Annotated in this window: 18 protein-coding genes; 10 read left to right on the top strand and 8 right to left on the bottom strand. The window is 37.8% G+C overall.

Annotated elements, in window-relative coordinates; all coding sequences use genetic code 11:
- Positions 1–2: 2 nt before the first annotated feature.
- Complete coding sequence (locus CO050_03825; GenBank protein ID PJC31143.1) at positions 3–425, bottom strand: VapC toxin family PIN domain ribonuclease; 423 nt, start codon at positions 423–425, stop codon at positions 3–5.
- The gene (locus CO050_03820) at positions 422–682 is read right to left on the bottom strand and encodes a hypothetical protein (GenBank protein PJC31142.1); all 261 of its coding nucleotides are present in this window, start codon (positions 680–682) and stop codon (positions 422–424) included. The genes CO050_03825 and CO050_03820 overlap by 4 nt, the downstream gene beginning before the upstream one ends.
- 94 nt (positions 683–776) lie before the next feature.
- On the opposite strand from CO050_03820, the gene CO050_03815 reads away from it, so the two are divergent.
- From CO050_03815 to CO050_03805, 3 genes are read left to right on the top strand one after another with little or no spacing between them, the layout of a single operon-like run.
- Complete coding sequence (locus CO050_03815) at positions 777–1,091, top strand: hypothetical protein (protein PJC31141.1); 315 nt, start codon at positions 777–779, stop codon at positions 1,089–1,091.
- A gap of 24 nt (positions 1,092–1,115) precedes the next feature.
- Entirely contained in the window at positions 1,116–3,473 is a 2,358-nt protein-coding gene (locus tag CO050_03810) for a hypothetical protein (protein PJC31140.1), read from the top strand.
- Positions 3,470–4,762, top strand: coding sequence for a phosphoribosylamine--glycine ligase (locus CO050_03805; GenBank protein ID PJC31139.1), 1,293 nt, complete (start codon positions 3,470–3,472; stop codon positions 4,760–4,762). The genes CO050_03810 and CO050_03805 overlap by 4 nt, the downstream gene beginning before the upstream one ends.
- Here the strand turns inward: CO050_03805 and CO050_03800 are convergent.
- Together CO050_03800 and CO050_03795 are read right to left on the bottom strand one after the other, a co-directional pair.
- A complete protein-coding gene (locus CO050_03800) occupies positions 4,750–5,133 on the bottom strand; it encodes a hypothetical protein (GenBank protein PJC31138.1) in 384 nt (127 codons plus the stop codon). The genes CO050_03805 and CO050_03800 overlap by 13 nt on opposite strands.
- 264 nt (positions 5,134–5,397) lie before the next feature.
- The gene (locus CO050_03795; protein ID PJC31137.1) at positions 5,398–5,784 is read right to left on the bottom strand and encodes a hypothetical protein; all 387 of its coding nucleotides are present in this window, start codon (positions 5,782–5,784) and stop codon (positions 5,398–5,400) included.
- 283 nt (positions 5,785–6,067) lie between these two features.
- Between CO050_03795 and CO050_03790 the strand changes: the two genes are divergently transcribed.
- The 3 genes from CO050_03790 to CO050_03780 all read left to right on the top strand — a co-directional run bounded on the left by CO050_03790 (position 6,068) and on the right by CO050_03780 (position 7,808).
- A complete protein-coding gene (locus CO050_03790) occupies positions 6,068–6,427 on the top strand; it encodes an aspartyl protease (protein ID PJC31136.1) in 360 nt (119 codons plus the stop codon).
- Positions 6,428–6,572: 145 nt separating this feature from the next.
- Positions 6,573–6,857 (top strand): hypothetical protein, encoded by a 285-nt coding sequence (locus CO050_03785; GenBank protein ID PJC31135.1) that lies wholly within the window; start codon positions 6,573–6,575, stop codon positions 6,855–6,857.
- Positions 6,858–6,875: 18 nt separating this feature from the next.
- Positions 6,876–7,808, top strand: a complete 933-nt coding sequence (locus tag CO050_03780) for a hypothetical protein (GenBank protein ID PJC31134.1) — start codon at positions 6,876–6,878, stop codon at positions 7,806–7,808.
- A 4-nt stretch (positions 7,809–7,812) separates the two neighbouring features.
- Here the strand turns inward: CO050_03780 and CO050_03775 are convergent, their stop codons facing one another.
- Positions 7,813–8,619, bottom strand: coding sequence for a hypothetical protein (locus CO050_03775; GenBank protein PJC31133.1), 807 nt, complete (start codon positions 8,617–8,619; stop codon positions 7,813–7,815).
- Between the two features lie 75 nt (positions 8,620–8,694).
- On the opposite strand from CO050_03775, the gene CO050_03770 reads away from it, so the two are divergent.
- Positions 8,695–9,366, top strand: coding sequence for a hypothetical protein (locus CO050_03770; protein PJC31132.1), 672 nt, complete (start codon positions 8,695–8,697; stop codon positions 9,364–9,366).
- A 16-nt stretch (positions 9,367–9,382) separates the two neighbouring features.
- Here CO050_03770 and CO050_03765 read toward each other — a convergent pair whose 3' ends face one another.
- Positions 9,383–9,757 carry a transposase gene (locus CO050_03765; protein ID PJC31131.1) on the bottom strand — a complete coding sequence of 125 codons (375 nt, stop codon included), beginning with the start codon at positions 9,755–9,757 and terminating at the stop codon, positions 9,383–9,385.
- Between the two features lie 2 nt (positions 9,758–9,759).
- Positions 9,760–9,999 (bottom strand): type II toxin-antitoxin system prevent-host-death family antitoxin, encoded by a 240-nt coding sequence (locus tag CO050_03760; GenBank protein PJC31130.1) that lies wholly within the window; start codon positions 9,997–9,999, stop codon positions 9,760–9,762.
- Positions 10,000–10,235: 236 nt separating this feature from the next.
- Between CO050_03760 and CO050_03755 the strand changes: the two genes are divergently transcribed.
- Positions 10,236–10,493 carry a hypothetical protein gene (locus tag CO050_03755; protein ID PJC31129.1) on the top strand — a complete coding sequence of 86 codons (258 nt, stop codon included), beginning with the start codon at positions 10,236–10,238 and terminating at the stop codon, positions 10,491–10,493.
- Positions 10,477–10,866: a hypothetical protein gene (locus CO050_03750; protein ID PJC31128.1), complete on the top strand. Its 390-nt coding sequence runs from the start codon at positions 10,477–10,479 to the stop codon at positions 10,864–10,866. The genes CO050_03755 and CO050_03750 overlap by 17 nt, the downstream gene beginning before the upstream one ends.
- 233 nt (positions 10,867–11,099) lie before the next feature.
- On the opposite strand, the gene CO050_03745 is transcribed toward CO050_03750, so the two are convergent.
- On the bottom strand, positions 11,100–11,771 hold the full coding sequence (locus CO050_03745) for a hypothetical protein (protein PJC31127.1): 672 nt from the start codon (positions 11,769–11,771) through the stop codon (positions 11,100–11,102).
- A gap of 36 nt (positions 11,772–11,807) precedes the next feature.
- Between CO050_03745 and CO050_03740 the strand changes: the two genes are divergently transcribed.
- Positions 11,808–12,905, top strand: coding sequence for a hypothetical protein (locus tag CO050_03740; protein ID PJC31126.1), 1,098 nt, complete (start codon positions 11,808–11,810; stop codon positions 12,903–12,905).
- Positions 12,906–13,085 lie beyond the last annotated feature (180 nt).

Here is a 13,085-nt window from a genome sequence, read left to right as displayed (position 1 = left end):
ACTCATTCTCTTATATTTATAACTTTAAGCTTGTTTTCTTTTTTGGATACTTTTATAATTTCTGGATCGCCTGTAACAAGAAACGCATTTTTGCTTAAGCCTAACCAGATTGCAAAGGCATCAGCATATGCTAGGGAATACTTACCTTTAATTGTTGCCACACCGGATATAAAATTAAGCGAAGCGTCTTCAATAACCAAAATCGGTAACTTTCTGATCGTATCAGCAACCTTTTGTGCGGCAGTAACTCCTTTTTCTCTGTAAGCAGTATAATAAATTTCACCCCAATTAACCGAATGTAAAAACAAAATGAGATCCCCGTTTTGCGCTTCTGTAATAAGGTCAGCCACTGTGTTTGCACCTTTCTCATTCTGAAAAAAAGCTATAAGCGAGTAAGAATCAAGAACGTAGTTTAATTTTATCATTCTTTTGCTATATCCACTTTTTTATCTTTCAGATAAAGTTTTAGAGAAGGAAGCTCATCTTTAAGCGAACCTTTGTACTTGTACCCAAGATTAGGGACAGCCGGTTTAATTGAAAACACAACTTCAGTAGGATGGGCTGATTTAACAAAGGCTTTCATTCCAGATTCCCAGCCGAATTTTTTTCGTATCAAGGACGGGATAACAATTTGCCCTTTTGCAGAAATTTTGTGAAAGGTTAATTGTTGTTGAACAGTCATGTCTTAAGTTTAACAGATGTTGACATAAGTGTCAAACACACAACTTGCTTCTGTTTTTTTGTCTTAGTTGGAGCTATAATCTGGGGGTATCTGTATGCCATCAAAAAATAATATCAGCACTATCGGTGAAATATTAAAGCTTTTTAATCCCGTGGAGGATAAGTACATCTCACGCGAATTTCAAAACTATGGTATCTACCTTACTGAGCAGCTAGACGACCAGATGCATAAAGCACTTTATATTAAATTAGCTAAAAAACATCCTCGGGCCATCCTTGAAAAAGCTCTCTCGTTCGTCAAAATCCAAGACCAGGGAAAAATTAAAAACAAAGGCAGACTCTTCATGTGGAAAATAAAAGACCTCGGGGGATTTGAGAAGAAGCAAATTATTGACAAGGCTAAAATTTAGGTAATAATAGATGTATACACATACATGAAGACAGATTCTAAGGTCGAACCCCCCTCTGCTAAAAACCTCCTTGTAGTTAACACTGGCTATTACAAAAAGAAGTTTATTTTTGCCAGACTTAAAGAGCTTGGATATAGAATCTATTGTCTTAATTCCGAGGTTAACTGGGCAAAAGATTATGTTACAGACTGGGTCATTTCAGATAACTACAATCATGTCCAGGCAGTTTCAGATACTGTTTCTTTTATCCGCAAAAAACTGATTAAGTTAGATGGTGTAATAACTTTCTGGGAAGATGATGTTTTACTTACCGCGAAGCTCGTTGATGCTTTAGGCCTAAAAGGAAGCTCTTTTACTATAGCAAGCAGAGCCAGAAATAAGCTTTTTTTCCGAGAATTTTGTAAAGCAAATAATCTACCAACTCCAGCTCATTTACAGATTAGCTCCAAAGAAGATCTTCTAAAAATTAAGGAAAATTTAGAGTTTCCCATAGTTCTAAAACCTGCCTATGGAACCTTAACAGCCTTAGTAATTAAAGTAGAGTGCCTAAGTGAGCTAGAAATGCTTTACAGCTACATGGTTAAAAACCTCTCAACTCAAACCGAAACAGCTCTACACGACGGACTTGATATTTTTGCCGAAGAATATATTGACGGAGACGAAGTGGATATTGATCTGGTTTTGCAAAATGGCAAGGTAAAAGTTGCTATTGTTTCGGATAATTATGACAAGAGTCGTGGCAAATTTTTCTTAGATAAGGGACAGGCAACCCCCTCAAATCTACCTCCAACCCATCAGAAAGAACTGATAGAAATGGCCGAGCAGGTCCTAGAAAAGATGGGAATAACTGATGGCTGTATTCATTTTGAAGCCAAATACTCAAAGTCCGGCCCGGTACCTCTGGAAATAAACCTTAGAATGGGGGGAGATTATATCTATTCGTATATTCTAGCTGTTTGGGGAATTGACCTGATTAAGCTGGCGGCTAGCGTTGCCTGTGGAGAGTATATAGATTCAACGCGTGAACTTAAACCCAAGAAATATATTATTGGTTGGGATTTCTCGACCGAACAGTCGGGAATCTTAAATGAAGTTAGTATCCATCCTAAATTGAAGAAGAAACCATATTTTGAAGACATGCTACTATACAAAGAGCTCGGAGACGCGGTCTTAGTTCCTCCAGAGGGAGTCGAGACGATCGGCTGGATTACAGTTTCAGGTGAAAACCCTTTGGATGTAAATGACAACTTGCAAGAGGCATTAGAGCAAGTTCAATTAAAGGTTACAAAGTTTGACTACCAGTCATTTGCTGGAAAGGCACAGAAAAACAATTTCCTGTCATCTGCGCGTATTGCTAAAAAATATCTATTACAGAAAGAAAAAGTTAATTATGTTTCTTCAACTGAGCTTAAAAAATTAGATATTGCCCTAGTTACTAACATCGATCAGTATCAGGAGAGCGACTATAATAATTACTATGTAAAAGTCAAAGATGGATTAATTAAAAAAGGGTTTAAAATTGAAGAAATCCTTAGCGAAAGTAGCTATGTTATCTTAACTAAGCTGAGACAATTCGACTATGACTACATCATAAATCTCATCAATATTGAACTTGGTAATTCTAAGCCTAGCTTCCATAATTTACAAGCTATTGAGATCTCCGGAATACCTTTTACTGGCGCAACTAGCTTCATTGCACGCCAGTTATTGGACAAAATACAGATAAGAAAACTACTAGACTTTCACGATGTTCCTCTGCCAGATTGGGACTATCTTTTTGAGCTAGAAGATGAAATAAAAGAAGAGCTCATCTATCCCTTAATAGTTAAACCAGCGACGCACGATTTTAAGATTGGCATAAACAATGAATCACTTATAACAAAGCCTGAAAAGTTACGTCCACAAATTCAAAAGATGATGCATTATTATAACTGTCCCGTTGTAGTGGAAGAATTTTTAGAAGGGGACGAATACGAGGTAATTGTGATTGGAAATGATGATAATGACCTTGAGGCATTGCCGTTAAATAAGCTGGTATTTCAGAAAAATAAGTCAAAGCTAAGCTTAGGTGGCATTGGAACAATAGCAGATTATATTAAAAGTAGCTACCCGGCAAAGGACATTAATCCAAAACTTGAAAAATTATTGATCGAACTGTCATTCGATATCTTTACCATTCTAGATTGCAGGGACTATGCGCGTTTTGACTTTCGGCTGGACGAAGATGGAAATCCAAGTCTCATAGACGTTAATGTAAGTCCTTTTATACAGTACACGACACCTAAGTTTGATTACGCTAAATTATATGAACAAATTTTACAAAAATCTGTTAATAATTATAGAAAGCAGGCCGTAACCATGGGTAAACCACGAAACGAATGAACAAAAAAAAATTTCTATTTGTATCAATTGGTGCGTACATAGGCGATCTAGCTTGGCAAGTATCCAAAGAGGGACATGAGGTTAAGTATTTTATAAAAGACAAGGACCAGCAAAATCTTGCCGATGGGTTTGTAACAAAAGTTACCGACTGGAAGGAGCATATAGACTGGGCAGATATTATAGTTTTTGACGATACCTGCGGATTTGGTTTTTTTGCACAAGCGCTACGAAAAAAAGGCAAGCTGGTTGTTGGCGGAACAACCTATACAGATCGCCTTGAGGATGACAGGGAATTTGGTCAGCTAGAATTAAAGAAGCACGGCGTGAAAATCTTGCCATTTCACGAATTTAGTTCATGTGAGTCTGCAATAGAATATATTAATAGTCACCCGGCAAAATATGTTGTGAAGCCATCGGGACGCTTGTCTAATATTTCAATAAAAAGAATGCTGTACGTTGGCCAGATGGAGGATGGAAGTGATGTGATTAGAATATTAAATTCTTATAGCAAGAGAAAGAAGAACAAGTTGACAGACTTACAATTGCAGCAAAAAATCTCAGGAGTTGAATATGCTATCGGTGGATTTTTCAATGGTAATAAATTTATCCCGCCTTTCCATCACTCTTTTGAACACAAGAAGCTGTTTCCAGGTGATCTTGGCGTAACTACGGGAGAAATGGGAACCAGCATGTTCTGGAAAGAATCAAATTCGCTCTCACAAGCAACAATTGAGCGCTTTACTGGAAAACTAAGAGAAGAAAAATTTGTCGGCTATTTTGACATTAACTGTATTGTCACGCTTAAAAATATTTATCCCTTAGAGTTTACCTGCCGATTTGGGTATCCCACCATTATGATCCAGCAAGACACGTTTAAAACTCCAACCGGCGAATTCTTATATAAATTGGCAAAGGGAGAGAATTTTAAACTAAAAACTAAAAAAGGCTTTCATGTTGGAGTAAGAGTAGTGGTTCCTCCGTATCCGTATCAGGACAAAATGGCATTTGAAACCTTATCTAAAGGCAATCTAGTTATCTTCAAGAACCAGTTAAGTGCCGGTGTTCACATAGAAGATGTCAGGAAAGATGGCGACGATTGGGTAGTATCCGGAACCCAAGGCACGGTTCTTGTGGTTGTTGGATCAGGTAGCTCTATGAAGCTGGCACAAAAGCAAGCTTATAGCCGAGTCAAAAACATCATAATTCCTCACATGTACTACAGAAATGACATCGGTAATCGTTGGGAGTCTGACTTTTCCCTACTTAAGAAATGGGGTTATTTAGATTGAGCTAAGTATTCCTTTACTTTTTCGGCTACTTCTGTTGCTGTAATATTGTATTTTAAGAGAACGTCGATTGCCCCGAGCTTATAGGCTTTTTCAATATTTTCACTCTGACCAAAATTAGTTGTTACAATAACCTTTGTTAATATTTCCGGGTCTTTATTGATCTGTTCAAGGATACTAAAGCCAGTCTGATCGGGGAGTACCAAATCTAGAAGCACCACATCGTACTTACCTTTCTTCAGTTCAACTAAACCTTCTTCTACTTGTGAAACTACAACAGGAGTAAAACCAGCCTTTGTTAATGCCTGTTTATAGAGATCAGAAATTAATTTATCATCCTCAACTATAAGTACAGCTGACATCTTATTCCTCATGAGTATACTCTTATGAAAATAGTCTTGCAAGTTGGATAAGAATTTGGTATACAATAACCATATGAACTTTTATGGATTTATTGCACTTCTAATTAGCATCGCACTCTGGGTTTTTATTATTGGAGCCGTGGTCTACGCAGTCTGGACAGATATTAAAGAGGAAAAGGAAGAAGAGCAGAAAGCTACAAAAAAGAAACCTTCAAAATCTAAGTAATTACCAACTCCTGGCACCAGGAGAGTAAATAACATAAGTGCAAGGAACTTTTATTTAGTAAACGATTTTGCCAGCTGGCGAGACTGTCTTTTGAAAAAACGTTGGAGCTGGGGAAGTGTGAGCGGAACCAGCATCTTGGGTAATACTGTAAAATTCTCAATTTTCATGTAAACCTCTCCAATAAGCACAGGATCAATTTCGCGCAAGTTAAATTTCAGTTTATGTTTAGATGCTATTTTAGATACAAACTGCTGAACCAATTCTTTTGGTAAATACTGCTCGGTAAAGAAATCTAAATCTTCTGACTCACGGTGACCGAAATAATAGACACTGAGCGCTGTTCCTCTCGTAAAATAAAAATTGTTCCGTAGATAGGAATTTAGTTTAAATTTATCAACAACAATCTGCTGCGGTTTAGTAAACTTTACTTTCTCCATATCAAATATTCCATCAATCTCCGACGATGAACAGAGTGGATATCCAATTTGTCCCAGTTTTTTTTACCTCGGCAAGATCAATCTTTTCTCCCGGCTCGGTCGGACCGTAATTGATCAGTCGCTCCAGGATTTTCAATCTCCCAAGAGGTGTTTTTTCAGCTCATCTACATCATAATCCCAAATTAACGCCATTTGCTTAATTATAACTTAAACCTGCTTATGTTGTCTAAATTTATTTTAAAACCGGGTTTTAAAATAAAGTATTGTGCTACAATAAGTTCATATGGGGTTAACAACAGTTCATGCCACAATTTCAACACTTGAGTTGCCCAGGCGCAAGGCGGAAGATACTTTTTTAGTTGATACAGGAGCGGGATACACGGTTATTCCTTACAAAATGGTTAAACAGCTAAAGTTAGAACCAATTAAGAAACAGAAGTTTTCTCTTGCTGACGGCAGTATGGTCACCCGCTCCATTGGCCATGCAATGATTGAATTTGATGGGAACAAAGCCCCTTCTACAGTAGTTCTAGGACAAAGAGGGGACGAAGCTCTTTTAGGAGCTGTAACTTTGGAGAACATGGAAATAATGGTTGATCCTTTTAATCGCAAGCTCAAGCCCATGAAATTAATGCTCGGATAATAAGCCTCCCGCAACCCCGAGGTTATTGCTGACATAAATGGTGGCTGACCCCATTTACCAAAATTTGACTTGGTGCAATTTGTATGTAAAATACAATCATGTTTGAAAGTCTGCTGATTAAAATACAAACAGGAGGTGAACAGTCTTGAATATCAAAGAAATACTTAAGTCACTATATGCATCAGAGATAGAGTTAGAACTCAATAGTGATTTCTATGAGCAAGTCTCTGCCTATATAGAACGAAAACTTGAGGGAGTGGATGGTGATACTTTGGCAGATGAGTTTCCAAGTATGGGTATCCATTTAATGGATACAGAGTTAGCAGGGTTTGCCAGTGAGTTTGAAGCATTATTGAGGGCTGAACAACTAGGAACACTAGAGGAACCAGCGAACCTGCCATCATTAGATTTTGATTATTTAAATAATTAGTAGTAGTAAACGATAATCATGTTTGAAGCTATAAAAGCATTTTTTGTGTCCGTACTGCTCTTAGTTGGTGCACCTGTGGGTATCCCGGCTCAAGATGCTATTCCAGTGCAGATGCCAAATGAGATTGTGAATGAGGTTACTATAACACCTCCATCTGACATATACGATCCCAATTCAACAAACAAACCTCTTCCAACTGCCACAGTTAATAAGAGCGTAAATAAAGTAGATCCAAATCCCCGTAGTGTGAATGAAGATAAAATCCAGTTTATAACCCCAGAAGCTAATAAAGCCTACACGGCAGACAAAACTATTAAAGTCGAGGTAAAAGTAGTAGGGGAGGTACAAAAGCTAGAGATTTATGCTGCATCAGGCGTACTAGCTGGAACTCTTTATGCCAGACCATTCGTACTAGACCTACAGCTCTCAAAGTACGTATCTGGCATCAATGACAATTACCGGCTTCCGCTGGAGGCTAAAGCTTACCGAAAAGACGGGTCTGTATTTAGAGCAGGTATGACAGTTAACGTTGCCCCCATTGGTCACGACACCAGTTTTGGAGCCCCAGAAATGGAGACAAATGTTTCATATAAAGATATAACATTTGTGAAAGATAGTAATTCAAGCCGTTCTGGTGCAGGGGCGAAGGGTAACTTTGTGATAGAGCAGTATGATCCATTTGCCAACACCACCTCTGTTAAGACAAAGGGATCTGCTTGGGGACTGGAACCAAATAGTAAGTATGATGTCTTTGTAATTACCAAACAAAGATCTATAAGCATAGGATCTCTTAACACAGACGGCAATGGATCTGGAGAGTTCTTCACCGGCTTATTCACTGATCAAAACTACTGTGATATCTACACAATGGGTATTAAGAAGCTGGGAGTAGAGGATAATCAATCTGATCTATGGGCCAACCAGCTCGTGGATAGTTGTCCTAAAGGGTAATTACTTATTCCTCTATAGGTGGAAGCGTAATTTCTACAAATTGTGGTTTGAAAGTTGGAATGGTAGCTTCAAATACAGATGGCGCAAGAGGCATTTCTCTTATTTCAACTTGAGGGCGGTTATGCCTGAAATTCCAAAAAACAAGTGTCTGTAGTAATATGCCAATTATAAATACATGAATACAGGCAGATGACAGTAGAGTATAGATGTACATCTTAATGCCCGGCTTGAGCTTAAGTTTCTTCTCAAACTTATTTAAACTCCAAATTGCAACAAGCGGACCAGCAAATAGGAGCGTGAAAACAAAAAACATCTGCATTAGATAGTTAAGAAGTACGCCCAAATCAAGTAAACGATAAATACTTGGCGCATTCAATATCTCCAGAGCAGACAATGACCCATGTTCAAGCCTGACCTGCCCCTCCAATGGGTTAATAGCTAAGTAAGGAAATATGCTTGTTGAAAGATAGATTAAGCTAATAAGTAGAAATATCATAACTGCCATTATCCAGACGTGCACTAAAAGTCTGCGTCTCTTCAAGATGACTATTAAATAAATCTGAGCTAAGTATTGCAGTATAAATATACCTAAGAGCAGAACAGGAAAATTGAGAGTTAAAGTATTAAGTTCACAACCTAAAAACCCAGAGCGCTCTTTTCCATAGACAGACAGCGCTCCTCCCCAGTCTCCAGCTTGAGCTTGTGCACAGTATTTATTAAATGAATTAGTTCCAAGAACAAGGCTTAGTACCAACACAATTCCAAAACTAATCAGGCAGAACATTAGCAACCGCAAAATATAGTTTTTCACAGAATAATTATAACAGCTAAACAACTAATTAAGAGGCGAACTCTTAATTTGATGTTATAATCTTATTATAAAGATATGAACATACGAGTACTATTGCCTATAGTACTACTAAGTGGAGTGGCTGTTGGTATTATTTCCACAATTATGTTTATTAATTCCAAACGAGAAGAATCTGACAGTGGTTTAATTACAAATCCTGCGAATACGAATCCAACGGAATATATTATTCCAACTGCCAGTTATTCTCCTATACCACCTATCCAGCCTACAGTGCCTTTTATAACACCAACTTTAACCCCCGCTAGTCCAACTCCAAATGCAAATGAACAAATATCTAGCGTAATCAAAAACTTTGAAACTGCAATTATAAATAGACAGGTTAGTGAGCTACTATCAATGTTTACCGCGCCCTCGCTCCCCAGTGAAATAGATAGCTACAATAGCATGATGGGGCTTGATGCTACAGGACCCAGATTATTTAACACAGCAGGATCAAACTTTAGAATTAATACCTGGGAAATTATCAATATCGACTATGGCAACTCTGCCGATTTTGAGATCAGAGTCATTGTTGATGAACAGCGCAAGGGATGGAGTCCAGCTGTAGGAGAATATGGTGAACTGGTCGAGTCAAGAATGATTATCGAGCTGGCTAGAATAAATGGTGAGCTTAAGATTACAAATTACTATTACTATTGGGGCGACGCTGGTGGTGGCAGTGCAAAGTATAGAGGCTTAGGATTTTAAATCCTAGCATAAGCTCTCAAATAAGCGCTTTTCGATAATGTTTCTGGATTAGTTTATCTGCTGTTATTAAGTAAGATCTATTTAGCTGCGCATCAGCAGTAATTATTCTGTCAAACGGGTCACGAGTCCAAGAGTTCTTGATGGAATGCTGGATAACTGAATTAAAAGCTGAAGTAGATAGTTGCAGATTTATTGTTTCTTCTAACTCTGCTATTAATGTAAAAGGGCGAGATTTTATTTTTTTTACTTCAAACAAATACTGCAACTCAAGTTCAACTATCGGACTATAAATAATAGAATTATTCTCCAGGAGCCCGATGCTTCTCTTAGATAAGAAATTTGGTTTCTTATCAAATAACCATAATAATACGTGCGTATCTATAAATACCATTTTTACTTGATGTTTTCCGGTTCATTCCACTCCCACACCTTAAAATTAACAAGATCTTCCGGATTGCCTACAATGACATTGTGCTTCCTTAAGTTTGCAAGCTTATCCGGTTTTTTTTCCACGCTTAGCTTTAACACATGATTATCCTTGGTAAATTTAACTGAAACGCCGGTTTTAATTACCCTATCTGCTACCGGGAATAGCTGTTTTCGCAAAGCTGTAATGGTTAGTAATTGTGGCATAATGGCTAAATTATAGTGTACGCAACATTTATTGTCAAGCGTACACTTAAGAAACGTCCCCTTATCTCTTAATGGTTGATCCTTTTAATCGCAAGTTCAAGCCCATGAAGTTAATGCTCGGATGATAAGCCTCCCGCAACCCCGAGGTTATTGCTGACATAAATGGTGGCTGACCCCATTTATCCAAGCATATAGAGCTTGACTCTCGGTATATGTGTATGCTAATATGTATATATATGTTAACTAAACGCACAAATATATTGTTTGATCAGGATACTTGGGATTATTTGGTTGGACTTGCACAAAATAATGATTCTTCAGTAGGTGAGCTTATCAGAACAGCAGTTTATAAGATATACTTAGACAAAGAGGACCATATTAATCAACAGAAATCCGAGGGGGTGAACCAAATTAATCAAATTCGCGCTTCAATCAAGCACAAATTTAGCACAAAGGAACTTAGCGTCTCTATTGACTATGGCAGAAAATACTAAAACTTTTGTTATTGACGCATCGTATGTTTTATCCTTTCTTTTACCAAGCGAAAATACACCAGAAGCACAGAAGTTGTTCAGTTTATATCAACAGCAGAAAATTAGCTTAATTGCGCCAATACTACTTAGTTACGAAATAGCAAACGCTCTAAAAACTAATGTTATGCGCAAAAAAATAAGTCAGAAACAAGCATATAATTTGCTTTCTGCCTTCAAGCTTCTAAATATTAAACAGGCACCGATAGGCTTTAAAGATGTTCTAAAAACAGCCATAGACCACAACGTATCCGCTTACGATGCTTCATATTTAGTTCTTGCAAAGAAAAAGGGTGCTAAGTTATTAACTTTAGATAAAAAGTTATCCCGCATTTAGGAGGGAGTATATAAAGGCTTCGCCTTCCAAAGCTCTCACTTTGGATCTACCGGTAGCTCAGTCATATAGTTTGGAGCCAAATCAGGTATCCAGCCCAAAGGATCAGATAATGTTGTAAGTAAAGCCTAATTCTGAAAGTGGTTAAGGTAATATTAAAGGCCTTGCCTTTAATATTATAATAAAATATACGAATAATAAGCTCATTTAAGAAACGTCCCCTTTTACTTTTATAATTATCTTATCAAATACGCTGCGTAGTCTTGGGCGGTGGGGTTTTCAATAGACAACATTTCTTCAATTGACAGCTTTTCAAAATGCATCCTTATCAAGCGCATCGTATTGTTTGTGCATGAGACCGCAATATTTATCTTTTCTTCTCTAATTCTATCTTCAATATCCTCGCAGAATTTCTTTACTCGCCCTTCCCAGACCATTTTTAGTGATTCACCATTTGGAGGAGGAAAGTCCCAGGATCTGCGATACTTCTGGGTTAATTCGGGGTTTTTATTATTAAGCTCAGCTTTGGAAGTATTAGTTAAATCTCCATAATCACGCTCCAAAAGTGTATCTGACGCTTCTTGAGGGGTACCTGGGTGGTACTCAAAAACTAAATCCAGGGTATCTTTAGCTCGGGATAGGTTGGAGTATATACCCAAATCAATCTTTTTATCTTTCATTCTCAAAGCCAACTCCATTCCCTGTTTAATTCCTTCTTCCGTCAGCTTAGAATCATGTCTACCGCAGAATATCTTGTTAATATTGTGATGGGTCTGCCCGTGGCGGAAGACAAATAATGTATTTCCATCAGCGGGGGGATTTTGGGCTTCGGTCTTTGGAAGAGGTTCACTTGCAATCCCTGGATTATCTAAAGATTCCTCATGCCCTTTTGTAATATTGTCTAGCATGGTTAATATTTTAGCATAGGGTGTTATACTTTAATCGTGCAAGCAGACTTATCTCAGTTTAAGCTTTCCAAAGCTCAACTTCTTGAAGTTAGAAAGCGCTTTATAGAAGGAGCTGGCTTGGGCAACTATCCTTCTTGTATTTATTTTAACAACAAACCAAAGCCTGGAGAATACATAGTCATTGAGCTAGGCGGATCCAATCTTAGGGCAGGGCGAGTTACTCTCTCCAGCTCTAATCCAGTGATTGGTAAAATTATTTCTGGAAACGTTCCTTGTACAAAAGATATATGTTCACCAAAAGAGTTCTATAACCAGATCATTGATCAGATAGAACCAGTCCTAGACAATATCCCCATTGGCTTCACTTTCTCTTTTGTAACGCTTATTAATGAAGCGGCGGACGGCAAATTACTTTACTGGACCAAAGGTATCAAAGTCCCAAAATTAGTTGGGAAATATATTGGAGCAGAATTTATCAAAATTTTGCATTCTCGAGGTTACAGCGTGCCGCGCATAGTTCTGCTTAATGATACGGTGGCCACATTTCTATCTGGTATCAACCATGACCCGGTTGCCAGTCTTGTAGTGGGAACGGGCATGAACCTGGCGGTAGTTGGAGAAGATCAACAAGTAATAAACTGCGAGGCGGGAAATCTTAAGGTTAAGGATTTATCGGTCTGGACGGAAATTGACGAGGAGCTAGACAAAATAAGTCCGGAACCTGGTATTAATAGTTTTGAGAAATTGGTTTCGGGAAAATATTTACCTTTAATATATAACAAAATAACAAATGAAAAAATAGCCAACAGCAAGCAACTAGCCATGAAAATGTTAAAAGGAGATAAGCTGGCTAAGCTTTTATTTACCCGATCAGCCCAGCTAATCGGAGCTATCCTCTCAACTACTCTAGAAATGAACCCACAGGGTCAAACCCTGCAAGTTCAAAATAAGATTATAACCGAAGGAGCTATTTTTTGGGAAGTTCCTGGATATAAAGATATTGTGTCTTCGACAGTATTAAATTTATCTGGACAATCTATGAATTTTATTAAAATAGATAATCCAGGATTAGTTGGAGCTGCAATAGCTGTGGGCCTTACTGATAGTCCAAACACCGTATTGACTCATGAGTAATTCCTACCGAAAACGATTCATTGACTCACGACAACATTATGGTAGGATTTTCAATGAGTCAATTCGAATTACGTTATGCATTACGAGAGAATCCGAACAAACGGCCATTCATTGCATCAAGTAACATCCAATCCAAATTGCTAACCTTTTGCTAATTTTCTTCCTAATTTATTAATCTCT

The sequence above is a fragment of the Candidatus Roizmanbacteria bacterium CG_4_9_14_0_2_um_filter_38_17 genome (assembly GCA_002788855.1).
Taxonomy (GTDB): domain Bacteria; phylum Patescibacteriota; class Microgenomatia.
Note: the sequence above shows the minus strand (reverse complement) of the source record. Positions and strands in the feature narration are given on the sequence as shown.